This is a genomic window from Tessaracoccus rhinocerotis (assembly GCF_007197885.1).
In the GTDB taxonomy this organism is placed as follows: Bacteria; Actinomycetota; Actinomycetes; order Propionibacteriales; family Propionibacteriaceae; genus Arachnia; species Arachnia rhinocerotis.
The window spans coordinates 291690-317342 of the sequence record NZ_VKKG01000006.1 but is presented as its reverse complement, the minus strand read 5'-3'; the positions used below and the strand labels follow the sequence as shown (position 1 = coordinate 317342).

Below are 25653 nucleotides of genomic sequence, written 5' to 3'. Positions count from 1 at the left end.
GGGCCCTCGGCCCACAGTCGACCCCCTCAGGGGGCGACGCCGGCGACCGCCGGCTTGAACCCCGCCCGCACGTTCTCGCAACACCCCGGTCGGCAGACGTCGAACCACGGGCCCATCGACGTGGCCGCAGGACGATCCTCGGGAGCAGTCCCCTCGAGCCGCTCCTGGACCAGGTCGACGATCCCGGACACGAACGCAGGTGCCACACCAGGCGTCGCCGATCTTGCCGCGCGGAGACCCGCCGCCTCAGCGGCCTCCAGGGCTTCGGTGTCCAGGTCCCACAGGACCTCCATGTGGTCGCTCACGAAACCGATCGGGGAGATCACGATCGCCTCGACTGACTCCGCCGGGAGCTGCTCGATGCGGTCACAGATGTCCGGCTCCAGCCACGGCTGGGAGGCAGGCCCGGAGCGTGATTGGTAGACCAACTCCCACTCGATTGCGCTCAACCGCGCATCCCGGCTCGCCACCCGCTCCATCACCGCGGCCGCCACGGCGAGATGCTGCGCCGCGTACGCCCCGCCGGGTCCGAAATCACGGTCCCGCGGTCCGGAGCGTTGCGCGTCCTCGACCGGGATCGAGTGGGTGGCGAACAGAACGCGAAGGCCGACGGCCTCGATGCCGTCGTCCATGAAGCCCAGCAGTGATTCGACGATGCTGTCCACGTACGAGTCGACGAAGCCCGGGTGGTCGAAGAACTGGCGGATCTTGTCGATGGTGACTTTGCTGCCCAATTCAGTCTCGGCGAGCGCGCGGGCCAGGTCCTCACGGTACTGGCGGCAACTGGAGAAGGAGCTGTAGGCGCTGGTCGCGAACGCCAGGAGCCGGGTGTGCCCCGCGTCGGCAGCGTCCCGGACGGCGTCGGGAAGATACGGCGCCCAGTTGCGATTCCCCCAGTACACGGGCAGTTCCAACCCACGTGCGGCGAGTTCGGCCTCGAGCGCCGACTTGAGGGCCCGGTTCTGGGCGTTGATGGGGCTGACGCCACCGAAGTGGCGGTAGTGCTTGGCAACCTCCTCCAGACGCTCGTCCGGGATGCCGCGTCCCCGCGTGACGTTGCGCAGGAACGGGATCACGTCCTCCTGGCCCTCCGGGCCACCGAAACCCGCCAGGAGCACGGCGTCGTAGTGCTGCGGCCCGTTCGCGTAGGGCTCTCCGCTTGCGCAGGCGGGCGAGGCGTTCGGTACAGGTGTCTCAGGTGTCATCTCGTTGTCCATCTCTGTCAGTTCGGGCCCGGGGCCATTGTCGTCCCCCGTGCAAGTGGGTCGTTGCCGGTCATTTCAGCTTGTCCTCGGCCGTCGCCGTGATCCGAGCAGCCATTCCCGAGAAGATGAATCCGTGGAACGGCAGCACCGCCAACCAGTACAGGCGGCCGGTCAGACCACGGGGGAAGAAGATCGCACGCTGGACGTAGCGTGCACCGTCGGGTTCGGGCAGCGCCCGCAGTTCCAGCCAGGCGGAACCAGGTGCCCGCATCTCCGCGCGCAGCCGGAGCAGGCTCCCTGACTCATCGGATTCGGCCACCTCCACCCGCCAGAAGTCGATCGCATCCCCGACCCGCACCGAGCCGCGACTGCGCCGCCCCCGCCGCAGCCCGACTCCCCCGGCGAGACGGTCCAGCCACCCACGTACGGCCCACAGCAGCGCCGAGGAGTACCAACCGTTGTCACCTCCGACACCCACGATGACGGACCACAGCCGTTCCGCCGGAGCGGAGGTGTGCAGCTCTCGACTGTCAGTGAAAACGGTGCGCCCGGACCAATCGGGATCGCTCGGCAGCGGGTCGCTCGGGGCTTCCGGCACCGCGGCGTCCTGCCAACTGGTCTCCACCACGTCCGCGTCCAACCGTCCGAGTGCCAGGCGCACGGCGTCGCGATAGGCAGTCAGGCCCCCCTCCGGCGGCGCCACGATCTCGTCGATGTCCCGGTCCCTCATCACGCAGTCGTTCTGCAGCGACGCCACCAGCGGGCGCGCGATCGAACTGGGAACCGGGGTGACCAGATTGACCCACAGCGAGGCGAGCCTCGGTGTCAGGACGGGAAGCGCCAGGATGGCCCGCTTCGGCAGGCCGGCCTCGGCGGCGTAGCCGTTCATCATCTCGGCATACGTGAGGACGTCGGGTCCGCCGATGTCCAGGGAGCGGTTCGGCTGCCCGCCGACTCGCGTGGCACCCAGGAGATAGTGGAGCACGTCGCGCACGGCGATCGGCTGGATGCGATTGCGGACCCACTTGGGGGCCGGCATCCAGGGGAGGACGTCGGTGAGGTGCCTGACCATCTCGAAGGAGGCCGAACCGGAGCCGATGACCACCCCGGCCTGGAGCACGAGGGCAGGCACCTTCGAGCGCAGGAAGATCTCTCCCACCTCGACACGCGAGCGCAGGTGCGGGGACAGGTCTGCCCCGTCGGGGTGGAGCCCACTCAGGTAGATGATCCTGCCGACCCCGTGTGTCTCCGCCGCCCGGGCCACGACCGTCGCAGCCCGCCGGTCCTCGGCCTCGAAACTCGCGCCCGCACCCATCGAGTGGATGAGGTAGTGCACGACGTCGACGCCACGCATGGCGCGATTGACGGCGTCGGCGTCCCCGGCGTCGCCTTCGACGACCTCGCACCGGTCACCCCAGGGAAACGATCTGGTGCGGGCCGGTGACCGCGACAGCACGCGGACCCGGTAGCCGGCGTTCAGCAGCCTCGGCGTCAGGCGGCCACCGATGTACCCGCTCGACCCCAGGACGAGGACCCGCGGGGCTTCCCCGTCGTTCGAGCCCGTTGCCCTCAACGCACCCTCGCGCCCCGTTGGATACGTGAGTTCGCTCATCTCAAGAGCTTACGCGACGCTGGTACTCAGGCCCTCTGGCGGCGCACCATCTCGTTGATCCAGATGGGCGCGTACGGCGAGGTGCAGTTCTTCGGCGTCGGGTAGTCCTTCAGCACTCCGAGCCGCTCGCCGATCGCCAGCGCCCGCTCACGCTGCGGCTCGTGGTTGATGCCGATGTTGGCCAAGCAGGTGTTCATCTGCCACTGCAGCCGCTCGGGGGCGTCCTTCATCTCGGCCTCCACCACGTCCAGCAGCCCGTCCAGGTCCAGACCGTCGGGCTGGCGGACAACGCGGTCGGCGGTCAGGGCCCAGCCGGCGCTGGCCACCACCGGGTCCGGGTCGGCGAGCCATGCCAGGCGCAGGTCCTCCACCTCGGGGTGCTTGCGGACGACGTAGTTGACCAGCCAGTCGTGCACCTTGGGTGCCCGGGCCTCGCGGAGCATGGTGTCCAGCTCGTCCCGGGTGAAGGACTTGGGACGGCACACCAGCAGCGCGACCAGGCGGGCGGCGGTGTCCCCGGTGGCCCACAGCTGCAGCGCCAGCGGGTGCTGGGTCTTCAGGTTCTTGGCGACGGCGCGCAGCTTGCCGAGGTTCACCCCGTGGTCGTCGCCATGGCTCTCGTTCACGGCGCGAGCCCTGGGGTCCTCCAGCTGGGCCAGCTCGGCCAGCACGTCCTCGACGGCGTCGGTCATCGGTCCTCCTTCTCTACGGCGCCCAGCCTATGTCCTGCGCGCGGGGAGGCGTTGGCGAGGGCGCCGGTGGCGAACGGCGACGCGGCAGCCACGATCACCTAAGTCAGGCCGTCGTCGGCTCCGCTCCCCAGGCATCGACCCGTTCCTCGTCCCGCCAGCGCCTGCCGCCGAGCCACGCGAGGGTGATCAGGCAGACCACCAACACCTCCAGCACCACCAGGTAGGTGGGCCACGGCGGGAGCAGGTCCAGCACGGTGGCGAACGCGGGCTTGCCGTTCACGTAGAGGTAGTTGCTGCCGATGGCCCAGTTGATGACGAACACCACCAGCGCGTACAGGTGCAGGATCCCGAGGCAGCGCAGCACCCACATGAAGGTCGGGCGGATCTGCTCCACGAACACCAGCCAGGTTGGAACGATCACCAGCAACCCGTGGGCCAACGCCGACTGCCAAACCCGGTAGTGGGGGAACCCGAACGGCGCCACCTCGGGTGTGAGCAGCGCCTGCAGCGCGCCACCGACACCCAGCAGCCAGGACAGGTTCACCAGCGTCGTCGAACGGGTCAGGACCGCGAACACGGTGACCACGCCCATCACCGAGCACAGGTGCAGCGGCAGCATCAGCTCGACGGTCCACAGCCCGGTCGCCAGGTTCCAGACCTGCCAGCCGACGATGTTGGCCGACATCACCGCTGCCAGGGTGATGCGCACCCGCCGCCGGTCGTCCTCCCCGAGCCGACGGCCCCACAGCACCGATCCGACGGCCAGCCCGAAGATGACGGCCAGCATCGTGAGGTGCTGCCAGCTGAACAGCCGGAAGGGTTCGCCGGACCAGGTGGCTGCGAACAGGTCCTGCATCTTGTGCTCCTGAGGGCTCGGGTGGTCCAAGTTTGTACCAACCCACCCCGCCGGGGAACCCCCGATGTCAGTTGACCAGGTTGCCGATGCCCTCGTCCTTGACCTCGGGGCTGCCGGAGTCGAAGGTGACGGTGTTGCGGGCGCCGCTGAGCTCGAGTTCGGACGCCAGCTGCCCGACCTGCACCTGGTTCGAGTCGCCCTGGACGTCGACGCTGCCGACGGCGTCCACCGTCACCTGGTTCTCGTGGCCGTCGATCTGGAGCTGGTCCGCCGTCTCGACCGTGACCGTGCCGCCGACGGCGTCCACCTCCACGTCGCCGCACACGCCGGTGACGGTCACGGGCGCCGGGGAGGCCACCACGACGACGCCGCGGCCGGCGCAGTGCACGGTGACGGGCTCGTCGCTGGAGACCCGGTACTCCTCGTCATCGCCGATGTTGACCACCGCGACGGGAGGGTCGTCGGATACCGCGTCCGAGGTGGGCGAGCCCTCCCGGCTCTGCCCGCTGGTCGGCGGGGGCGTGCCCGCGGCGTCGGTGGCCGACGGATCCACGGTCACCGCGGGGGTCACCGCCACCGGCGGCCCGCCGTTGGAGAAGTCGTCCACCGGGACACCACGCGTGCAGGCTCCCAGCAGCAGCAAACCCGCGGCGCTCGCGCCGCCCACCAGGCTTCGGCACAGTCTGCTCATCGGTCCTCCATTCCCCGCAGGATACGCTCCGGCGGAGTCCGACCCTCGAACAGGCGCACGCCCTCGGGGCGGGAGTAGTGTTCGACGCTATCGAGGAAGGCAGCACATTGATCGAGATCCTGACCCCCGCCGAGGTGCGCCGCGCCCGCGTCTCCGGAGCCCTCGTGGCCGACATCCTGCAGGCCATGCGGTCCCGCGCCACCGTCGGCACGAACCTGCTCGAGATCGACGCCTGGACCAAGGAGATGATCGAGGCCGCGGGCGCCGAGTCCTGCTACGTCGACTACGCCCCGTCCTTCGGCCGCGGACCCTTCGGGCACTACATCTGCACCGGCGTCAACGACGCCGTCCTGCACGGCCTCCCCCACGACTACGCCCTCGCCGACGGCGACCTGCTCACCCTTGACCTCGCTGTCAGCAAGGACGGGATCGCGGCCGACGCGGCCATCAGCTTCATCGTCGGCCAGCCGAAGTCGGCCGACGACGTCGCCATGATCGAGGTCACCGAGCGGGCACTCACGGCGGCGATCGCCGTCTGCCGCCCGCTCGCCAAGACCGGCGACCTCTCGCACGCAATCGGCACCGTCCTCGAGGGCGCCGGCTACCGGGTCAACACCGAGTTCGGCGGTCACGGGATCGGCTCGACCATGCACCAGGACCCACACATCCCCAACAGCGGCAGGCCGGGCCGCGGGTACCGGCTCCGCCCGGGCCTCCTGCTCGCCATCGAGCCGTGGGTGATGCTCGACACCGATGAGTTGGTGGTCGACGACGACGGCTGGACCCTGCGCAGCGCCACCGGCGCCCGCACCGCCCACAGCGAGCACACCGTCGCCATCACCGCGGGCGGCGCCGAGATCCTCACCCTGCCCAGCACACCCTGACGCAAACGACCCTGTACAAGCACGAACGATCGTGCTATTTTCGGTCCGTGAGCAAGGGCGCGTCGACCAAGCAGGCCATCCTCCACGAGGGCGTGGTGGCCGCCTACCGCGTCGGCCTGACGGGCCTGACCATCGGAACCCTCGCGAGCGCCACCGGGCTGAGCAAGAGCGGTCTCTACGCGCACTTCGGCTCGAAGGAGGACCTGCAGCTCGCCGTCCTGGCACACGCGGCCCGGGAGTTCGCGGAGGAGGTGGTGATTCCCGCGCTTGGCCAACCCCGGGGTGAGCCTCGGCTGCGCGCGCTCTTCGAGAACTGGATCAGCAGCGGCGTGATGCGCTCCCCCGGCGGTTGCCTCTTCGTCAAGTCGAGCGCCGAACTCGACGAGCAGGAGGGTGCCGTCCGTGACCAACTCGCTGACGACCACCGCCAGCTGTACGCCTCGATCGCCCGGATAGTGGGCACCGGCATCGAGGAGGGCCACCTACGCCCCGACGTCGACGCCGACCAGTTCGCGGCTGAGCTCGACGGCATCATGCTCGCCTTCTACCACTGGCACCGGCTGCTCGACGACCCCCTCGCCGAGCAGCGCGCCCGAACAGCCTTCGAGCGCCTGCTCGCCCAGTCCCGCCCCCAGGAGCAACCATGATCACCGCAACCAGCAACCGCGCCCCCACCCAGTCCGCCACGGGCCGACGGCGGCCCCGGAACACCCTGCAGCTCACGGCTGCACGAACCGCGTTCAAGCTCTTGGACCGGATGGCACCAGACGTCGCCGCCCGCTGGGCGCTACGCATCTGGTGCACGGTCCCGAACACCCGCGGCCGGCGCCGCGACGAGCGCACCAGCCCCGGCGAGACTTCCAGACTGGCCCTTCCGGACGGCCGCTCCGTGGCCGTCGAGATCTGGGGTGAGGGCGAGCCCGTCTACCTGATGCACGGCTGGGGCGGCTGGCGCGGACAGCTCGGGGGCTTCGTCGACCCCCTCGTGACGGCCGGACGACGCGTGGTCGCCGTCGACGCGCCGAGCCACGGCGAGTCGGCCCCCGGCATCCTCGGCCCCGGGCGCGCGACCGCGATCGAGTTCATCGACGCGCTCACCGCCGCCACCGCGACGCACGGCCGTGCCGGCGCGGTCGTGGCCCACTCCCTCGGCTGCACCTCTACGGCGCTCGCGATCGCGGGTGGCATGCCCGTCGAGAAGCTCGCGCTGCTGGCCCCGCACCCGAACGTCATGTCCCTGACCCGCGCCATGAGCCAGACCCTCGGGTACGGTGCCCGAACCCGGGCACTGTTCGACACCCGCCTCGAGGCCCTCGCCGGCCGCCCGCTCGCGGACTTCGACCTGACCGCGCTCCCCGGCCCGCCGGGCACGCTGGTGGTGCACGACCTGGAGGACAAGGAGTCGCCGTACACCGGGACCGCACTGCTCGCCGATTCATGGGAGGACGCCGAGCTCCTGACGACCACCGGCCTGGGCCACCAGCGCATCCTGCGCGATCCCGACGTGATCGCAGCCGTTGTGGCCCACGTCACGAGCTGACACCTCGACCGACGTGGAAGTTGCCCAACCGGGCCGCGGTCTGCATGTGGTTGCGACAGACTGGGCTCAGCAGAATCGAGAATCAGGAGCTTGATGTCCGAACAGGTAAACCAATCACCGCTGCCCGGGATGGGCGCGATCGTCGCGGAAGGCGGCGTCGGGTTCCGCGTGTGGGCGCCGCACGCGGACTCCGTCAGCGTCATCGGCGACTTCAACGACTGGGACGGCGACGCCAACCCGCTGGACAGTGAGGACAACGGCTACTGGTACGGCTTCGTCGACGGCGCCCGGACCGGGCAGGGCTACAAGTTCCACCTCGTCAACGGCGACTTCGAGGCCGACCGGATCGACCCGTACGCGCAGGCAGTCACCAACTCCGTGGGCCACGGCATCATCCACGACCACTCCCAGTTCGACTGGGAGGGCGACTCCGCCAACTGCCCGCCGCACCACGAACTCGTCATCTACGAGATGCACGTCGGCACGTTCTTCCGCGAGGACTCCCAGGAGGAGGTGGGCGGCTTCGACGACGTCGCCTCGCACCTCGACCACCTCGTCGGGCTCGGCGTCAACGCCATCCAGGTGATGCCCGTCGCCGAGTTTGCCGGCGACCTGTCGTGGGGCTACAACCCAGCCCACATCTACGCCGTCGAGTCCGCCTACGGCGGCCCGGACGCGTTCAAGGACCTCGTCAAGCAGGCGCACAGGCGTGGCCTCGCGGTCATCCTCGACGTCGTCTACAACCACTTCGGGCCCTCGGACCTGGACCTGTGGCAGTTCGACGGCTGGAGCGAGAACGACAAGGGCGGCATCTACTTCTACAACGACCACCGCTCCGCCACCCCCTGGGGCGACACCCGCCCCGACTACGGGCGAGAGGAGGTGCGGCGCTTCATCCACGACAACGCGATGATGTGGCTGCGCGACTACCACATCGACGGCCTGCGCCTCGACATGACGCCGTACATGCGTTCGGTCGACGGGTCCGGCTTTGACCTCGATGAGGGCTGGAGCCTGATGCGCTGGATCACCGAGACCGTCCGCAACGACTTCCCCGGCCGGATCACCATCGCCGAAGACCTCCACGGCCACGACCGTGTCGTGGGCCTCGAGGACTGGGGTGCCGGCTTCCACGCCCAGTGGGACGCCGAGTTCGTCCACCCCGTCCGGGAGGCGCTCACCGCCATGCGTGACGAGCACCGCTCACTGGCCGAGGTCCGCGCCGCCATCGAGCACACCTACGACGGCGATCCCATCCGCCGCGTCATCTACACCGAGTCGCACGACGAGGTGGCCAACGGGTCGGCGCGGGTGCCGCACGAGATCGACGAGGTGGACTCCGAGGGCTACCACGCGAAGAAGCGCTCCACCATCGGCGGCGCCCTGGTCATGACCAGCCCCGGCATCCCGATGATCTTCCAGGGCCAGGAGGTGCTCGAGGGTGGTTGGTTCACCGACGACGACCCGCTGGACTGGGAGCGCAACGCCCGCTTCCGCGGCATCGAGCTGCTCTACCGCAACCTCATCGACCTCCGCCTCAACCGGTCCGGCCACACCCGTGGGCTGACCGGGCGTGGGCTGAACGTCTTCCACGTGAACGACGACGACAACGTCCTGGGCTTCCACCGCTGGTTCGACGGCGGCCCCGGCGACGACGTCGTCGTGGTGGTGAACCTGAGCAACAACAGCTACGAGGGCTACCGGATGGGGATGCCCGCCGAGGGCCTGTGGAAGCTGCGCCTCAACAGCGACGCCAAGGCCTACAGCCCCCTGTTCGGGGATTTCGACAGCTTCGACGTGACCGCCTTCCACGAGGAGGACGACGACCTCCCGGCCCACGCCAACATCGACATCGGCCCGTACACGGTGCTCATCTACAGCCAGGAGGCCTGACATGACCGGCGCCCGCAACCCCCTCGACATCCTGTTCATCGGCGGCAGCGGCACCATCTCGCACGCGTCCGTCGAGCGAGCGGTGCGGCTCGGGCACCGCGTCAGCGTGCTCAACCGCGGCCGGTCCACCAGGCACGAACTGCCGGACGAGGTGGAGTCGCTGGTCGCGGACGTCTCCGACGGCGACGCCGTCGACGAGGCGCTCGCCGGGCGCGAGTTCGACGTCGTGGCCCAGTTCCTGGGATTCACGCCGGAGCACGTCGCCCGCGACGTCGAGCGCTTCGCCGGTCGCACCGGCCAGTACGTGTTCATCTCGTCCGCCTCGGCCTACCAGACCCCGCCGTCGCGGCTGCCGGTGACGGAGTCGACGCCGCTGCGCAACCCGTTCTGGCAGTACTCGCGGGACAAGATCGCCTGCGAGGACGTGCTGGTGCGCGCACACCGGGACGACGCGTTCCCGGCGACGATCGTGCGCCCCTCGCACACCTACGACGAGACGATGCTGCTCACGATGGGCGGCTGGACCGACGTTGCGCGGCTGCGGGCGGGTCGGCCGGTGGTGGTGCCCGGCGACGGCACGTCGCTGTGGACCGTCACGCACACCGACGACTTCGCCGTCGGGTTCGTGGGGCTGCTCGGCAATCCCTTGGCGGTGGGCGACTCGTTCCAGATCATGGGTGAGCACTCGCCGACGTGGAACCAGATCTACACCTGGCTGGCGCGGGCCGCCGGGGTGGCGGAGCCGGAACTGGTGCCGGTCGCGTCGGAGACGATCGCGCGGGCGCTGCCGGACCTCGGCCCCGGACTCCTCGGCGACAAGGCGCACTCGATGGTCTTCGACTGCTCCAAGCTGCGCGCCCTCGTGCCCGAGTTCAACCCGACGGTCACCTACGACGTGGCCGTGCACGAGCAGATCGCCTGGTTCGACGCGCACCCGGAATCGCAGCGGTTCGACGAGGACCTGGACGCCGGGTTCGACCGTCTGGTGGCGCACGCGAAGGCCCTCTGACCGGGGGCACCTGACCGTCCCGCTGATACTCGAACCCGGAACGAAAATGGGACGTTTCAGGTTGCCCTCCCGGAGAGTTCCGGGTCGAAGTATCAGCGGGACACACCCCTGAATGTATTGCTACATTTACTGCAGGGCTCGAACACAGGGAGGTGCCTTGGACGCATACGCGGTGATCCTCGCGCTCCTGGTTGGCGGTATGGCTGTCACATGCGTCAACGCCAGCTACACCTCCTCCGACTACGCGCGGCGCGAGCGGTACGCACTCAACGGCGTCCTGCGCCCCATGGGACTTCCACGAGTCCCGGCTTCGGCGGCCGTCATCGCCCGTGACCAGTACCGGGAACGTAGGGGTCTGGTCGGCAGCGCAATCCTGACCGGCGCATCGATCCTGCTCGTGCTCCCTGCCGGTCCCCCGTCGTTCCAGGCACTCGCCTTCGTTCTGTTCGCGGCCGCCTTCGTGGGGCGCGGGATCGTGATCGCGCTGCTGGTGGCCCGCGAGGGGAACGGCCACCGCTCGTCGGGAACCGCGGTCTCCGATGCCCGCGTCCGTCCGCTGCGCGAGTGGATTCCGATCTGGGCCTGGGTGGCGGCGACCCTGGCCCAAGCCGGGTTCCTCGCGACCTACGTGCCCGCGTCTCTCGCAATGCGTCCGGAGATGAGTTCATGGGTGCTCGGGTTGGGTGTCGTGAGTGCCTGTGCGACCGTGGCCGGCTGGGTGTTCGCGTCCTGGTTCGCCGCGCAACCCCTACTCGCCGGCGATGCCGACGAACTGACGTGGAGCTACGCGTACCGGCGGCGTGACCTCTGCACGATCCTGGCGATCGGACCTCTCCTCGCCTTCGGCGTTGCCATCTCAGCATTCGCACACCGTGGTGACGTCCCGGCAGCGGAACCAGTAGGCCACCTTCCGATCCTCGCCTTCGGATACGCGCTCGCCACAGGACACTTCGCCCTTCTCGGGCATGTCCGGGCAGGCGCCCGCCCGCGCAGCGCCGTCGCTGGGAGGAGCACCCGTGCTGAGAGTTGACCCGACCCTGCCGACGCCGCCGTTCGAGCAGATCAAGGCCCAGATCACAGCGCAGCGGGCCTCTGGCGAGCTGCCCGCCGACCAGCGCCTGCCGCCCGTGCGGCGTCTCGCCACGGAGCTCGGCGTCGCCGCCAACACCGTCGCCCGCGCCTACCGCGAGCTCGAGGCGGCCGGCATCATCGAGACCCGGGGCCGCCACGGATCCTTCGTCGTGGGCACCGAGGCGTCGGCCCGCTCGGAGGCGACCGCCGCAGCCCGCGAGTACCTCGAACGGGCGCGCCGCCTCGGCCTCGGCGACGCGGACGCCGTTGGGCTGCTGCAGGAGATCATCGACTCCTGAGGGGGCGATCCTGCGCCGAACCGTCGCCCTCCGACGGGTGCGCGGCCGCGTCGCGGCGATCTCTTCACAACCACCGGTGCCCCCGTTTAATTCCCGATCCGGCGGTCTTTTCGCTGCCCGGCGAACGGGCCCGATTTCCCTGTTCAGCGCCCCACCCGGTCCCGTAGCGTCCGTGCTCTGTCATGTCGGCAGAGACCTAGCTCCGGAGAAGAGGGAAGGGCCATGAGCCAACGGCTGCATGCTGCGCTCGCAGCGACCACCGCCGCACTACTGGGGCTCACAGCCTGCAGCTCCCCGAGCACCGCCGCACCGCCTGACGGGTCCACGGCGGAGACGTTGAGGATCGTCGGCTTCGCCGTCCCGGAGGCCGCGAACAAGGCAATCGGCGAGGCGTTCAACCAGACCGAGGCCGGGCAGGGTGTCTCCTTCCAGACGTCCTACGGCGCGTCCGGGGACCAGAGCCGCTCCGTCGTCGCTGGGCTCGACGCCGACTACGTCCACTTCTCCGTCGCCTCCGACGTGACCCGCCTGGTCGAGGAGGGCCTCGTCGCCGAGGACTGGGACCAGGGGGAGAACGCGGGCGTGGTGTCGTCGTCGGTCGTGGTGTTCGGCGTCCGCGACGGCAACCCGAAGGGCATCCGCTCGTGGGCCGACCTGGTCAGGCCCGGGGTCGAGATCATCACCCCCAACCCCGCCTCCTCCGGCGCGGCCCGCTGGAACGCGCTGGCGGCCTGGGGGCAGGTGGTGGCCGACGGCGGCACCGAGCAGGAGGCCGCCGAGTACCTCGACCAGTTCTTCGCCAACGTCGTCGCCCTCCCCAACAGCGGCCGCGACGCCACCACCGGCTTCCTCGCAGGCACCGGCGACGTGCTGATGGCCTACGAGAACGAGGCCATCCTCGCCGCGCAGCACGGCCAGGGCTTCGAGTACGTGGTCCCCGAGACCACGCTGCTGATCGAGAACCCCGGCACGATCTTGGTCGACGCCACCCCCGCGGCCGAGGACTGGCTCGAGTTCGTGCTCAGCGACGCCGGCCAGAGGGAGTTCGCACTGAAGGGCTTCCGCCCGATCCGCGACGGCGTCGACTTCGGCGGGGTCGTCGAGGGCTCGGCCGACCCCACGGACCCGTTCCCGCAGGTGCCGCACCTGCTCACGATCGAGGACGACTTCGTCGACTGGCCGACACTCACGGAGAAGTTCTTCGCGGAGGAGGGTGGCATCGTCACCGAGGCGATCGCCCACTCCGGGAAAGCCACCCGGTGACCGCCGTCGCGGTTGCGGCGCCCAGGCGCTCGACCCTCACCCGGTCCGCGGGACTCGGGCTCGGCGTCGCGATGCTGTGGTTCAGCCTGCTGGTGCTGATCCCGCTCCTGGCGATTATCGTCACCGCCAGCCAGGGCGGTTGGCCCGCGTTCTGGGCCGCCATCACCAACGAGCAGACCGCAGCAGCCATCCGACTCACGGTCATGCACGCGTTCCTCGTGACAGCGGTGAACGTCGTCATGGGGACGGTGATCGCCTGGGTGCTGGTGCGCGACAGGTTCTGGGGTCGCTCGGTGCTGGAGGTGCTGATCGACATCCCGTTCGCGTTGCCGACGATCGTCGCCGGGCTGGTGCTGCTCGCCCTCTACGGCAGCGACGGACCGTTCGGGATCTCGGTGGCGAACCGGTCCTCGGCCGTGTTCCTGGCGTTCCTGTTCGTGACGCTGCCGTTCGTCGTGAGGGCGGTGCAGCCGGTGCTGGAGGAGATCGAGGTGGAGGTCGAGGAGGCGGCCGTCTCGCTGGGCGCGAGCCGGTTCACGGTGCTGCGCCGCATCATCCTGCCCAGCCTCGCCCCCGCGATCATCGCCGGCGCGACGCTGTCGTTCGCCCGCGCGATGGGCGAGTACGGCTCGCTGGTGCTGCTGTCGGGGAACCTGCCGTTCCAGACGGAGGTCACCTCGGTTCGGATGCTCGGCAGCATCGAGAACGACAACCTCCCCGGCGCGGCCGCGATCGCCGCCGTGCTGCTTGTCATCGCCCTCGCGGTGATCGTCACCCTCGACGTAGTCCAGCGGAAGGTGTCCGGCCGTGGCAGGGGCTAGGTCGCTGCGGTGGGGGTTGCGAGTCGTCGTGGTCGCCTACCTGTTCCTGCTGGTGGCGTGGCCCGTCTCGCTCGTGGCCATCAACACGTTCGCCGACGGGCCCGGTGTGCTGCTGGGCGTGCTCGCCGACCCGGACATCATCGTCGCCCTGCGCCTGACCGTGGTCGTCGCGCTGGTGGCCGTGCTGGTCAACACGGTGTTCGGCGTGGGGGTCTCGCTGCTGCTGGTGCGCTACGAGTTCCCCGGCAAACGGGTGCTCAGCGCCCTGATCGACCTGCCGCTGTCCGTCTCCCCCGTCGTGGTCGGCCTCGCGCTGGTGCTGGTCTACGGGGGGCGCAGCGGCTGGTTCGGCCCGGCGTTGGAGGGCGCCGGCGTCCAGGTGATCTTCGCCACCCCAGGCATCATCCTGGCGACGGCGTTCGTCGCGCTGCCGCTGGTGATCCGCGAGGTGGTGCCGGTGCTGGAGGAGATCGGCACCGAGCAGGAGCAGGCCGCCCGAAGCCTCGGCGCCGGGGCCGTCCAGACGTTCCGCCGGATCACGCTGCCCGCCATCAAGTGGGGCGTCGTCTACGGCGTCGTGCTGTCCCTGGCACGGTCGCTCGGCGAGTTCGGCGCCGTGAAGGTGGTCTCCGGCAACATCTCCGGCTCCACGCGGACCGCGACCCTCGTCGTCGAGGAGCAGTACCTCAACTTCAACCAGCCCGGCGCCTACGCCGTCGCGTTCCTGCTGGCGATGGTGTCGGTGGCGTGCATCGTCGTGGTCGCCGCAATCCGCCCCAGGGGCAACCGGTGATCGGCCGGACGAGAAACCAAGGAAGGAGCCCGCGATGAGCATCGAGGTCAAGGGCATCAACAAGCGCTTCGGGGACTTCGTGGCGCTCGACAACGTCGACGTGTCCATCCCGACGGGGCGACTCACGGCCCTGCTGGGCCCCAGCGGCGGCGGCAAGTCAACGCTGCTGCGGATCATCGCCGGGCTGGAGACCACGGACTCCGGCTCCATCGCCATCGGCGGGGTGGAGGCGACGAGGCTGCCCGCGCAGAAGCGCAACGTCGGGTTCGTGTTCCAGCACTACGCCGCGTTCAAGCACATGAGCGTGGCGAAGAACGTCGCGTTCGGGCTGGAGATCCGCAAGCGGCCCAAGGACGAGATCCGGGCCCGCGTCGACGAGATGCTGGACCTGGTGCACCTGCGCCAGTTCGCGCACCGCCTGCCGTCGCAGCTCTCGGGCGGGCAGCGGCAGCGGATGGCGCTGGCCCGCGCGCTGGCGATCGAGCCGAACGTGTTGCTGCTCGACGAGCCGTTCGGCGCGTTGGACGCCAAGGTGCGCAAGGAACTGCGCGACTGGCTGCGCCGCCTCCACGACGAGGTCCACGTGACCACCGTCTTCGTCACCCACGACCAGGAGGAGGCGCTCGAGGTGGCCGACGAGATCGTCGTCATCAACGAGGGCCGGGTGGAGCAGATCGGCAGCCCCGACGAGCTCTACGACACCCCCGCCAACGACTTCGTGATGAGCTTCCTCGGACCCACCACCCGGCTCGACGGCCAGTTGGTGCGTCCCCACGACGTCGAGGTCACCACCGCCCACTCCCCCGGATCAATTCCCGGGACCGTGCGGCGGGCCCTGCGGGTCGGGTTCGAGGTGCGCGTGACGGTGCTGACCGACGGTGGCGAGTCCGTCGTCGCGACAATGACCCGCGCCACCGCGCGGGGACTGGACCTGGGCGAGGGCTCGCGGGTCTGGCTGCGGTCCGACTGCCTGGCCCCCGACGTCCCCGAGCCGCTGGCCGGCTGACGGCCGGGGGCGCCGGGCCGAAAGGTCGGTTCGGTCAGTCCTCACCCTTCCCGGAAGCGATGCCGGCGGAGATGAGGTTCATCACCGAGGCGTCGGCCAGCGTCGTCACGTCACCGAGCTCGCGGTGCTCGGCGACGTCGCGCAGGAGGCGGCGCATGATCTTGCCGGAGCGGGTCTTGGGCAGCTCCGCCACCACCATGATCTTCTTCGGCTTGGCGATGCTGCCGATCTCGTGGGCCACGTGGTTGCGCAGCTCGGCCACCAGTTCGGCGCCCTCGCCCACCTCGTCGGCCTCCTCGACGGCGTCCTGCCGCAGGATGACGAACGCGCAGATCGCCTGGCCGGTCACCTCGTCGGAGGCGGCCACGACGGCGGCTTCTGCCACCTTCGCGTGCGAGACCAGGGCGGACTCGACCTCCGCGGTCGACAGGCGGTGCCCGGAGACGTTCATCACGTCGTCGATCCGGCCGGAGATCCAGATGTTGCCGTCCTCGTCCAGTCGGGCGCCGTCGCCGGCGAAGTAGATGCCCGGGAAGCGGCTCCAGTAGCCGTCCTTGAAGCGCTGCGGGTCTCCCCAGATGCCGCGCAGCATCGACGGCCACGGCTCGGTCACCACGAGGTAGCCGGCCGACCCGCGCTCGACGGGCCGGCCCTCGTCGTCGACCACCAGCGCCGAGACTCCCGGGATGGGGTGCTGGGCGGACCCGGGTCGGGCGGCGGTGACGCCGGGGATCGGGGTGATCATGATGGCGCCGGTCTCGGTCTGCCACCAGGTGTCGACGACGGGGGTCTGGCCGCCGCCGATGACGTCGCGGTACCAGATCCAGGCCTCGGGGTTGATGGGCTCGCCGACGGACCCGAGCAGGCGCAGCGAGGAGAGGTCGAACTGCTCGGGGATGTCGCGGCCCCACTTCATGAACGTGCGGATCGCCGTGGGGGCGGTGTAGAGGATGGTGACCTTGTGCTCCTGCACGATCTCCCAGAAGCGGCCCTTGTGGGGCTGGTCGGGGGTGCCCTCGTAGATCACCTGCGTGGCGCCCAGCGTCATGGGGCCGTAGACGGTGTAGGAGTGGCCGGTGACCCAGCCGATGTCGGCGGTGCACCAATAGACGTCGGTCTCGGGGTGGATGTCGTGGACGACGTGGTTGGTGAAGGCAGCCTGCGTCAGGTAGCCGCCGGTGGTGTGCAGGATCCCCTTCGGCTTCCCGGTGGTGCCGGAGGTGTAGAGGATGTAGAGCGGGTGCTCGGAGTCGAAGGCCTCGGGCTCGTGCGTCGGGTCGGCCGCCTCGAGGGCCTCGTGCCACCAGTGGTCGCGGCCCTCCACCCAGCCGATCTCCTGCTTGGTGCGCTGCACCACCAGCACGTTCTCGACGGTGGTCTCACCGGAGGCGAGGGCCTCGTCGACCACGGGCTTCAGTGCATACGGGGCGCCCTTGCGGTAGAGGCCGTCGCCGGTGATGACCAGCTTGGCGCCGACGTCGTCGATGCGCGTGCGCAGCGCCTCGGCGGAGAAGCCGCCGAAGACGACGGAGTGGGGCGCGCCGATCCTGGCGCAGGCCAGCATCGCGGCCACGGCGTCGGGGGTGTTGGGCATGTAGATGGCGACGGTGTCACCGGCACGCAGGCCGAGGTCGATCAGTGCGTTGGCGGCGCGCTGCACGCGGACGTGCATGTCCGCGTAGGTGACGGCCTCGTGGTCGCCGGGCTCGCCGACGAAGTGGAACGCGACGCGGTCACCGATTCCGGCCTCGACGTGGCGGTCGACGGCGTTGTAGCAGGCGTTCAGCTTGCCGCCCACGAACCACTTCGCGAAGGGGGCGTCGGACCAGTCGAGCACCTCCTCGAAGTCCTTGTCCCACTTGACGTACCTGCGGGCCTGCTCGGCCCAGAACGCGAGACGGTCCTCTCCTGCCCGGTCGAACAAGTCCTGGGTGCCGTTCGCGGCTGCCGCGAACTCAGGGCTGGGTGGGAAGCTGCGCTCCTCGACGAGGACGGCGGTATCGGCTGCCTGCTCAGACATCGGTGTCTCCTGTTGCGAAATGATCTCGGGCCCAAGCTTGAAGTCGCGCACGACCAACCGGTTGGGCCCGGTACTGGTGGCCATGCGTGGGTGCCCCGGAACCAACCTTGGCCACGACCGGACTACCCGCACCCAACCAAACCACAACAGCGGGCTCGTGACGAGAGGTTGATCCACAAGTGAACAGCGGTTTCTGCCCAATTGAGCAGACGCTCGCTCAGAACCGCGCAGTAGGACGAGGTGGACGGCGCAGGTCCGGGCGCCTCGGCTCCGGTCTTGCACCGCCCACCGGACAGCGCCCGCGAGAAGCGCTTTCCGCCCATACTTGGGTTGGACACCCGGCAGTTGTGCCCGTTCGACGCACGAGCGGGCACTGGAAACCCAAGAGACTCGAGAACGAGGCACCTCATGCGCACCGATGCCCCCGCCCCCGGACCCGAACACACCCCCGACGAGGCGCGCACGATCCGGCTGCCGGACGCGCCCTCGGACTTGGCCGAGGCGTTGGCGCGGGGCGGGGCCGTCGCGTGGGAGGAGCCCGTGACCATCCGCACCTACGAGTCCGGCGAGCCGAGCGTGCACCCGATGTACTTCGACCACCGCGTCTACCAGGGCTCCTCCGGCCGCGTCTACCCGCTGCCCTTCGTCGAGCACGTCTCCGACGAGGCGCGCGACCGGCCGTGGCAGGCGGTCCACCTCGAGAACGCGCACGTCCGGCTGATGTTGCTGCCCGAGCTCGGGGGCCGCATCCACGTCGGGCTGGACAAGGCCACCGGCTACGACTTCTTCTACCGCAACAACGTCATCAAGCCTGCGCTCGTGGGTCTCGGCGGCCCGTGGATCAGCGGCGGGGTCGAGTTCAACTGGCCCCAGCACCACCGCCCGGGCACCTACCTGCCGGTGGAGACGAGGATCGAGCGCGACGACGACGGCTCGGTGACGGTGTGGTGCCACGACCACGAGCCGTTCGAGCGGATGTCGGCGCACCACGGGATCCGGCTGCGGCCGGAAAGTTCGGTGGTGGAGGCCGTCGTGCGCCTGCACAACAGGACGAGTCTGCGGCAGAGCTTCCTGTGGTGGGCCAACGTCGCCGCCTACGTGGGTGACGACTACCAGTCCTTCTTCCCCGAGGACGTGCACCACGTCGCTGACCACGCCCGCAGGGCGATCACCGCGTTCCCTGCGGCGGACCGGGAGTACTACGGCGTCGACTACGCCGCTCGCGGCGCCCGGGATCCCGGATCCGACAGGATCGACCGCTACCACAACATTCCCGTACCGACGTCGTACATGGTCGTCGACTCCCAGGGGGACTTCTTCGGCGGCTACGACCACACCGCCGGCGCCGGCGTCGTCCACTGGGCGGAGCGCAGGGTCTCGCCGGGCAAGAAGATGTGGACCTGGGGCGATGCCCCCTTCGGGCACGCGTGGGATGCACAACTGACCGATTCCGACGGGCCCTACGTCGAGCTGATGGCGGGCGTCCACACCGACAACCAGCCGGACTTCTCGTGGCTGCTCCCCGGCGAGACCAAGGTGTTCTCCCAGTTCTGGTACCCGATCCCGAACCTCGGTCCCGCGCACGCGGCAACCCCGGACGCCGCCGTGAACGTGCGGCGCGACGGCGCGGTCGTGGCGAGCTTCGCCGTCACGTCCCACCGACGAAACGCGGAACTGGTCATCCTGAGGGATGGTCGGATCAGTGCCCGCCGGGTGGTCGACATGGCACCCGGCGTCGTAGCGCGCATCGAGGAGGAGGCGGCCGGGGACGGCAGCCCCAGTGTGGAGCTGCGGTCCGCCGACGGCAGCACCCTGGTCCGGTGGACCGCACAGGCCGACGACGAACGCCCCGAGCCCGAGGCCGCCGACGAACCACCCAGCCCCGCGGACACCGCGACGGTGGAGGAGCTCTACCTGACAGGACTCCACCTGAGCCAGTACCGACACCCCACGCGCTCGCCGCTGCCCTACTGGACCGAGGCCCTGCGCCGCGACCCCGGCGACGTGAGGACCAACCTGGCGCTGGCAGAGCGGGAGCTGCGCGTCGGGAACTACGCCGCGGCGGAGGCGCTGGCGCGCACGGCACTCGCCCGCCTGACGCGCAGGAACGCGAACCCGACCGACACGGAGGCCTTCTACCTGCTCGGACTGACGCTGCGTCGCCAGCAGAAGCTGGACGAGGCCGAGCAGGCGCTCGGCAAGGCGGGCTGGGACGGCACCTGGGCCGCGGCCGCCGGGTTCGAACTCGCGCAGCTGCTGGCCCACCGTGGCCGCAACCGGGCTGCCCTGCGGGTCCTGGAGACCCTCGACGGGGTCGTCGGCCACGACCCCCGCCGGGCCGGGCTGCGGACCATCGTCCTGCGCCGCCTGGGGCGGCTGGCGGAGGCTGACAGGGTGCTGGAGCGGGCGCTGGCCGAGGACCCGCTGGACGCCACGTCGAGGGTGCTGGCCGGCCGGTCCCGGCCCACCGACGCCGGAGTGCTGCTCGACGTCGGGTTCGAACTCCTGCACGCCGGCGATGCCACCGGTGCGCTGGCGCTGTTCGAGGAGGTGGTCGCGGCGCCGTCCACGGCCGAGGGCAACTTCCGGCCGGTCGCCGGGTACGCGGCGGCCTCCGTGCTGGACCTCCTGGGACGGTCCCGCGAGGCGGAGCAGCACCGAGAGCACGCCGGGCGTGACCTCCGCCGGGCCTTCCCCAACGGCCTGGACGCACTCGACGTGCTCACCGCGGCCGTGGAGCGTGACCCGGCCGACCCCGTCGCCAAGCACCTTTTGGGGATGCTGCACTACCACCACGGCAGGCGGACGGAGGCGATGGCGCTGTGGGGCTCGGCGATCGACCTGGGCCTCGAGCACCCGGTCCTGCTGCGCAACGCCGGGCTGGCCGCGTACAACGTCGCCGGCGACGACGACCTCGCCTGGCGGCTCTACGAGCGGGCCGTGGCCGCCGATCCCGACGACGCGCGGATCCGCTACGAGCAGGACCAGCTGGCGATCCGGCTGGGCCACGATCCGGCGACGCGGCTCGAGCGCCTGGCCGGGTCGGAGCCAATCGTCCTGACCCGCGACGACTTCACGATCGAGTACGTCACGCTGCTGGCAGGGCACGGTGACGCGCGGCGCGCCCATGAGATCCTCACCGGTCGACGGTTCCACCCGTGGGAGGGCGGCGAGGGCAAGGCGGTGGCAGCCTGGGACGAGACCCTCCGGTCCCTCGGGCTCGCCCCGGCAGACCCGCCCGCGAACCTCGGCGAGGCCCGGCCCCGGTACACCGCTCCCGCACCGGTCCGCGACGACGGTGTCACCGACTACTTCGCCACGAGCCTGCCGGACCTGCTGCTGTTCTCGCGGGAGTAGCGCCGCCCGGCCGGCTGGGGTCGGGCGCCGGCACGGGACGACCCGACCCGCCGAGCGGATCGGGACCAGAGGGAGCGGGCTCCCCCTGCGACGATTCCGTGCGGCGGGTCGGGTCGGTGGGTTGGGTGTGGGTGGCCTCAGATGTCCCTGCGCTCGTCGTCGACGGCGTCGTGCGACGTCTGGTCCGTGAAGGGATCCTCGTGCAGGTCGGCGGGATCATTGACCGGGTCGACGCTGCCGAAGTCTGCGACGTCCTCCTGCGCGGCCGTCTGCTCGCCGGCGCCCTCGGGCTGCTTGGTCTCACGGCCACGCTCGGCCATGTCCTTGAAGCCCTTGGCGAGGTCATCGACGAACTTGTTCAGCTTCTCCGAGAGCTGCTCGAGGAACTCCTTGGCGCCCGGGTCCTTGTCCTGGTCCGGGTGGGTCTCGGCGTACTGCTTCTTCTGCTCCTCGTAGAAGGCCTTGGCCTTGTCCCCGACCAGTCCTGCGAACCCGGCGGCGGCGTAGCCCGCCTCCTGCGCGAACTTCACGGCAGCCTCGCCGAACTTCTCGGCATGCTGCCTGGCGTCCTCGCCGAGCGCGTCGAGCTGCTCCTTGGTCTTGTCCGACTGGCTGTGCTGCTCGCCGTCGGACTTGGTGGCGTTCGTGTCGTACCAACCACCGGGCTTGTTGTTCTCGTTCATGGTCTGCGACTCCTTTTCCGGTCACGCGGTTGCACCGCGGCCACCTCCAGTGTTGTCCTCGAAAGGGTCAAGGACAATGGTTGGAGACCCTGAACCGTCCCCGAGTTCAGCGCGCAGCGGCCAGCAGGTCCTCGATGACCTGCGCCACACCGTCGTCGCTGTTGGCGGGCGCGACACCGTCGGCCGCCTCCTTCACGACGACGTCAGCGTCGGCCATCGCGAGGCCCCGGCCCGCCCAACGCAGCATCTCGACGTCGTTGCGCGCGTCGCCGAAGGCGAGCACCTCGTCGGCTGTGACGCCGAGGTGCTCGCACAGCCGCGCCAGCCCCCAGGCCTTGTTGACGCCCGCAGCCATCACCTCCACGAACGGGGCTCCGGAGGTGGTCGCCTCGAAGGCGCCGCCGTCGAGTTCGTCGAGCACCTCGAGGACCTCCCCGGCGGACAGGGTGGCGTGGCGGATGACGAGCTTCAGGCTCGGGGCGGCGAGGACGTCGTCGAGCGAGACGCCACCCATGGTGGAGGGGTCGCGGCGGTGGTCGGTGAAGGACGCGAGCGCGGCGTAGCCCTCCTGCGCGACGAACAGTTCGCCGGCGTCGCGGATGCTGACGTGGCGCAGGTCCGGGATGCGCGCGGACAGGGTCGCGACGAGATCGCGCTGCACGTCGACCGGCAGGGTGCGCTGGAACAGCAGCTCGCCGGTGGTGAGGTGGAGGCAGAACGCCGCGTTGCCGCACAGCGCCCACTCCTGGAAGCCGGCCTCCTGCGCGATCGCCCGAAGGCCGATCGGCTGCCTGGCCGTGACGGGGACGACGATGATCCCCGCGCGCCGCGCCGCGTCGAGTGCCGCGCGGGTGCGGGGCGAGACGGAGGTGTCGGGCTGCAGGAGGGTGCCGTCGAGGTCGGTTGCGATGAGTCTGGGGAGGTTCGTCACAGCCGGCAGATCCCGATCCCCTCGGTCTGGAGGACTCCGTCCCGGTAGGGCAGGACGGCGTGGAACTGGCGCGGGTCGTCGTCGAGGACCAGGGGCAGGAAGTGCCTGTCGCCCTCCCACATCGGCAGTTCGTGGATCCGGTCGACCGGCACCCAGGACAGCGGACCGTCCTCGTTGCGCTCGGGCGGTTCCCCCTCGAACCCGTCGACGACGAAAACGAGCCCGAACCAGTCGGACCCGTCCGAGCCGAAACCCGGCCACGCGATGGTGCCCCGCAGCGCCAGCGACGTGGCGACGATGCCGGCCTCCTCGAGGAGCTCGCGACGCAGGCACGCGACGGCGTCCTCGCCCGGCTCAAGCTTCCCGCCGAGGCCGTTGTACTTGCCCTGGTGGTCGTCGCCCGCGCGCTGACGGTGCACGAGCAGCACCTCGTCGCCGCGGCGGACGTAGCCGAGGGTGCCGATGATGGCCCGCATCGGCATCTCAGCGGTGCGCTTCCGGACGGTCGTCCAGCGACGCCCCGCGGGAGGACGCCAGGGCTGCCGCGAACGAGGGCGTCGTCGGGAGATCCGCGATGATGGCCGCCTGGTAGGCGTGGTAGGCGTCGGGCTTGCCGGGCCAGGTGGTGGCCGCCGGCGCGTTGGTCTCGTCCAGCTCGTGGTGCCAGGAGCCGAGTTCGTGGTCGATGAGGTACTCGTCGGCGTAGGCCCACCAGCGCTGCAGGTCGGTGCGGTGCGGTTCTTCCCCGGCGACGCGGGCGAGCACCGTGGAGGTGGCGATGGCCTCGGCCAGCACCCAGTGCATCCGGGCACGAACCACCGGGTTGCCGTCCCAGTCGGTGGTGTAGACGAACCCGTCGGCGCCGTCGACGGCCCAGCCGTCGGCGAAGGCGCGGTCGGCCAGCGCGACGGCGGCCTCGATGAGCCCGGCCGGCGAGTCCTCGCCGAGGCTCTGGTCGACGGCCACCAGCAGCCGGGCCCACTCCAGCCCGTGCCCGACGGTGGCGCCGTAGGGCTGGAACGGATGCGTGGGCTGGTCCCGGTTGTGCTCGAGCATCGGCTCCCAGGCGGTGCTGAAGTGTTCGGGGATGCGCCACTGGTTGCCGCGGGCCCACCCGGCCACGCGCTCGGCGATCCGCCCGGCTCGCTCGTGCCAGACCCGGTCGCCGGTGACGTCACCGGCTGCGAGGTAGCACTCTACGGTGTGCATGTTGGAGTTGACGCCGCGGTAGTCGTCGAGCTCGGAGAAGTCCGCGTTCCACTCCTCCACCGCCAGGCCCTCGGCCTCGTCCCAGAACCGCGTCGTCTGGACGCGCAGGGCCGCGGTGAGGAGCTCCTGTCCGCGCTGCGCCCCGGCAGCGACGGCGCTGCTGCCGGCCAGCACGACGAACGCGTGCGCGTACGCCTGCTTGGCGCCGGACACGCTGCCGTCGGGGTTCACCGCGGCGAACCAGCCGCCGTCGGTGGTGTCGCGCAGCGGCCCGTCGAGCAGTGCGGCGACGCCGTGGTCGACGAGGTCCCGGAGGGTCGCGGCGTCGGGGCCGCCGTCGGCCGGTTCCTCGCCCGCGAGCAGGCCCAGCGCGAAGACATGGGTCATGCGGCAGGTGACGTACAACTCGACGGGACGGTCCGGAACCACGGCGCCGGCGTCGTCGAGGTACCCGAAACCGTGCTCGTGCCGGGACCCGGCGGCGAACCGCAGCAGGTCGGCGCGGACGGCTTTGCGGTGGGCGTAGTCCCCAGGGGTCATGGCTCCTCCTGTGCTAGTTCGTGCCGCGCCCGAGCCTAGTGCCCGGCGGGCGAGATCCGCACTACGAGGTCCGCCCTGCTGCGGCCCCGCTCCACGAGCGCCCCGTTGACCGCGTCGACGCCCTCCACCCAGGCCGTCGCCTGCTGCGCGGACTCGCCGTCGGCCATCCGCCGTGCCACGAGTCGCCGGTGGAGCTCGTCCGGTGCGACGTCGATGAACCACACCTCGTCCAGGAGCGGGCGGACCGCGTCCCAGCCGTCGCCGTCGTGCAGTAGGTAGATGCCCTCGGTGACCACCAGCGGCGCGTCGGGCGCGACGGGTAGCGCGCTGCCGATGGCCAATTCCAGCGACCTGTCGAACCGCGGGGCGTAGAGGACCTCGTCCTGGGCGCGCAGCCGCCGGAGCAGCGCGACGTAGCCCGCGACGTCGAACGTGTCCGGCGCACCCTTGTGGTTGCGCCGTCCCAGTGCTTCGAGGACGGGGTTGTCGAGGTGGAAGCCGTCCATCGGCACCAGTGCGGCGCGCTCCCCGAGCGCCTCCGCGACGGCGCTGCCGAGGGTGGTCTTGCCCGCGCCCGGAGGCCCCACGATGCCGAGGATCGCGCGCGTCGAGGACGCGGCGAGGGCCTCGGCGCGGCGCACCAACTCGGCGACGGTGACCTCGGCTTCCTCCTGCATGCGCCCGAGACTAGCGTCGGCAAGGGTTGCAGCGGCGCATAGAATTGCCGCCATGCGCACCAAGAAGTCCCTCGCCGCCTGGCTGGCAGGCCTCGCGGCCGTGTCCCTGTTCACCGCCTGCTCCGGCGACGATCCGGAGACGCCGACCCCGGACGGCACCCAGCAGGTTGAGACCGGCGCCCCCGCGGACCCGGGCGACACCAACCCGCCGCCCGTCGAGGGCGAGGAGGGCGAACCCCAGACCTTCGAGGGCGAGGTCTCCACCGAGACCATCACGGCGAACATGATGGAGATGCAGATCCCGACCGGACTGCGGATTCCTGAGGACGCACTCGTCACCCAGGCGCTGCCCACCTCGATCATGATCGCCGACGCCGACGAGACCGCCGTCGTCGAGATGGTCAACGCCAGCGCCGCCGAGGCCGGCTACGAGGTCTTCGCCGAGATCCCCGGCGGCAAGGTGTTCGTCGGACACGGCAACGCAGTGCTGTTCACCGCCTACCCCAACGCACAGCTCATCACCTGGGGCCCCGAGTCGATGAAGGACGTCCTGGCGCAGGGCTGACTGGCTCGGTGTGATCTCGACACGTCACCGCTCGTT

The 25653-nt window shown here is 70.4% G+C and carries 24 protein-coding genes; 13 read left to right on the top strand and 11 right to left on the bottom strand.

The features are described from left to right. Window positions 1-26: 26 nt before the first annotated feature. The 5 genes from FOJ82_RS14755 to FOJ82_RS14735 form a co-directional block, all read right to left on the bottom strand. Window positions 27-1205, bottom strand: coding sequence for a ferrochelatase (locus FOJ82_RS14755; RefSeq protein ID WP_143939245.1), 1179 nt, complete (start codon window positions 1203-1205; stop codon window positions 27-29). A 70-nt stretch (window positions 1206-1275) separates the two neighbouring features. Further along, window positions 1276-2817 (bottom strand): SDR family oxidoreductase, encoded by a 1542-nt coding sequence (locus tag FOJ82_RS14750; protein ID WP_143939244.1) that lies wholly within the window; start codon window positions 2815-2817, stop codon window positions 1276-1278. Window positions 2818-2843: 26 nt separating this feature from the next. Then, complete coding sequence (locus FOJ82_RS14745) at window positions 2844-3509, bottom strand: DNA alkylation repair protein (protein WP_143939243.1); 666 nt, start codon at window positions 3507-3509, stop codon at window positions 2844-2846. A gap of 103 nt (window positions 3510-3612) precedes the next feature. Next, window positions 3613-4365 (bottom strand): YwaF family protein, encoded by a 753-nt coding sequence (locus tag FOJ82_RS14740; protein WP_143939242.1) that lies wholly within the window; start codon window positions 4363-4365, stop codon window positions 3613-3615. Window positions 4366-4432: 67 nt separating this feature from the next. Then, window positions 4433-5056, bottom strand: coding sequence for a DUF3060 domain-containing protein (locus FOJ82_RS14735; protein WP_143939241.1), 624 nt, complete (start codon window positions 5054-5056; stop codon window positions 4433-4435). A gap of 107 nt (window positions 5057-5163) precedes the next feature. Between FOJ82_RS14735 and map the strand changes: the two genes are divergently transcribed. From map to FOJ82_RS14680, 11 genes are all read left to right on the top strand, one after another. After that, window positions 5164-5940: a type I methionyl aminopeptidase gene (gene map, locus FOJ82_RS14730; protein WP_143939240.1), complete on the top strand. Its 777-nt coding sequence runs from the start codon at window positions 5164-5166 to the stop codon at window positions 5938-5940. 47 nt (window positions 5941-5987) lie between these two features. Continuing rightward, window positions 5988-6587 carry a TetR/AcrR family transcriptional regulator gene (locus FOJ82_RS14725; protein WP_143939239.1) on the top strand — a complete coding sequence of 200 codons (600 nt, stop codon included), beginning with the start codon at window positions 5988-5990 and terminating at the stop codon, window positions 6585-6587. Then, complete coding sequence (locus FOJ82_RS14720) at window positions 6584-7480, top strand: alpha/beta fold hydrolase (protein ID WP_143939238.1); 897 nt, start codon at window positions 6584-6586, stop codon at window positions 7478-7480. Before FOJ82_RS14725 ends, FOJ82_RS14720 begins: the two co-directional genes overlap by 4 nt. 93 nt (window positions 7481-7573) lie before the next feature. Continuing rightward, on the top strand, window positions 7574-9373 hold the full coding sequence (locus FOJ82_RS14715; protein WP_143939237.1) for an alpha-amylase family glycosyl hydrolase: 1800 nt from the start codon (window positions 7574-7576) through the stop codon (window positions 9371-9373). 1 nt (window position 9374) lies between these two features. Further along, window positions 9375-10382 carry an NAD-dependent epimerase/dehydratase family protein gene (locus tag FOJ82_RS14710; protein WP_143939236.1) on the top strand — a complete coding sequence of 336 codons (1008 nt, stop codon included), beginning with the start codon at window positions 9375-9377 and terminating at the stop codon, window positions 10380-10382. Between the two features lie 157 nt (window positions 10383-10539). Continuing rightward, window positions 10540-11412: a hypothetical protein gene (locus FOJ82_RS14705; RefSeq protein ID WP_185975826.1), complete on the top strand. Its 873-nt coding sequence runs from the start codon at window positions 10540-10542 to the stop codon at window positions 11410-11412. After that, entirely contained in the window at window positions 11399-11752 is a 354-nt protein-coding gene (locus FOJ82_RS14700) for a GntR family transcriptional regulator (RefSeq protein ID WP_246099904.1), read from the top strand. Before FOJ82_RS14705 ends, FOJ82_RS14700 begins: the two co-directional genes overlap by 14 nt. Window positions 11753-11974: 222 nt before the next feature. Next, complete coding sequence (locus tag FOJ82_RS14695) at window positions 11975-13015, top strand: sulfate ABC transporter substrate-binding protein (RefSeq protein WP_143939233.1); 1041 nt, start codon at window positions 11975-11977, stop codon at window positions 13013-13015. Beyond that, complete coding sequence (cysT, locus tag FOJ82_RS14690; RefSeq protein WP_143939232.1) at window positions 13012-13836, top strand: sulfate ABC transporter permease subunit CysT; 825 nt, start codon at window positions 13012-13014, stop codon at window positions 13834-13836. Before FOJ82_RS14695 ends, cysT begins: the two co-directional genes overlap by 4 nt. Then, window positions 13823-14629 (top strand): sulfate ABC transporter permease, encoded by an 807-nt coding sequence (locus tag FOJ82_RS14685; protein WP_246099903.1) that lies wholly within the window; start codon window positions 13823-13825, stop codon window positions 14627-14629. The genes cysT and FOJ82_RS14685 overlap by 14 nt, the downstream gene beginning before the upstream one ends. Before the next feature lie 34 nt (window positions 14630-14663). Further along, window positions 14664-15635: a sulfate/molybdate ABC transporter ATP-binding protein gene (locus tag FOJ82_RS14680; protein WP_143939231.1), complete on the top strand. Its 972-nt coding sequence runs from the start codon at window positions 14664-14666 to the stop codon at window positions 15633-15635. A gap of 34 nt (window positions 15636-15669) precedes the next feature. Here FOJ82_RS14680 and acs read toward each other — a convergent pair whose 3' ends face one another. Further along, entirely contained in the window at window positions 15670-17655 is a 1986-nt protein-coding gene (gene acs / locus FOJ82_RS14675; RefSeq protein ID WP_143939230.1) for an acetate--CoA ligase, read from the bottom strand. A gap of 408 nt (window positions 17656-18063) precedes the next feature. Here acs and FOJ82_RS14670 point away from each other — a divergent pair, with 408 nt between their 5' ends. Beyond that, the gene (locus FOJ82_RS14670; RefSeq protein ID WP_143939229.1) at window positions 18064-21012 is read left to right on the top strand and encodes a DUF5107 domain-containing protein; all 2949 of its coding nucleotides are present in this window, start codon (window positions 18064-18066) and stop codon (window positions 21010-21012) included. A 137-nt stretch (window positions 21013-21149) separates the two neighbouring features. Here FOJ82_RS14670 and FOJ82_RS14665 read toward each other — a convergent pair whose 3' ends face one another. The 5 genes from FOJ82_RS14665 to FOJ82_RS14645 form a co-directional block, all read right to left on the bottom strand. Then, window positions 21150-21695 (bottom strand): hypothetical protein, encoded by a 546-nt coding sequence (locus FOJ82_RS14665; RefSeq protein ID WP_143939228.1) that lies wholly within the window; start codon window positions 21693-21695, stop codon window positions 21150-21152. Between the two features lie 106 nt (window positions 21696-21801). Beyond that, entirely contained in the window at window positions 21802-22626 is an 825-nt protein-coding gene (locus FOJ82_RS14660) for a Cof-type HAD-IIB family hydrolase (RefSeq protein WP_143939227.1), read from the bottom strand. Continuing rightward, window positions 22623-23102 carry an NUDIX hydrolase gene (locus FOJ82_RS14655; protein WP_221933183.1) on the bottom strand — a complete coding sequence of 160 codons (480 nt, stop codon included), beginning with the start codon at window positions 23100-23102 and terminating at the stop codon, window positions 22623-22625. The genes FOJ82_RS14660 and FOJ82_RS14655 overlap by 4 nt, the downstream gene beginning before the upstream one ends. Before the next feature lie 7 nt (window positions 23103-23109). Further along, window positions 23110-24375: an AGE family epimerase/isomerase gene (locus tag FOJ82_RS14650; RefSeq protein WP_143939225.1), complete on the bottom strand. Its 1266-nt coding sequence runs from the start codon at window positions 24373-24375 to the stop codon at window positions 23110-23112. 35 nt (window positions 24376-24410) lie between these two features. Continuing rightward, on the bottom strand, window positions 24411-25052 hold the full coding sequence (locus tag FOJ82_RS14645) for a nucleoside/nucleotide kinase family protein (RefSeq protein WP_143939224.1): 642 nt from the start codon (window positions 25050-25052) through the stop codon (window positions 24411-24413). Between the two features lie 52 nt (window positions 25053-25104). Between FOJ82_RS14645 and FOJ82_RS14640 the strand changes: the two genes are divergently transcribed. Next, a complete protein-coding gene (locus tag FOJ82_RS14640) occupies window positions 25105-25617 on the top strand; it encodes a hypothetical protein (RefSeq protein ID WP_143939223.1) in 513 nt (170 codons plus the stop codon). Window positions 25618-25653: the final 36 nt, after the last annotated feature.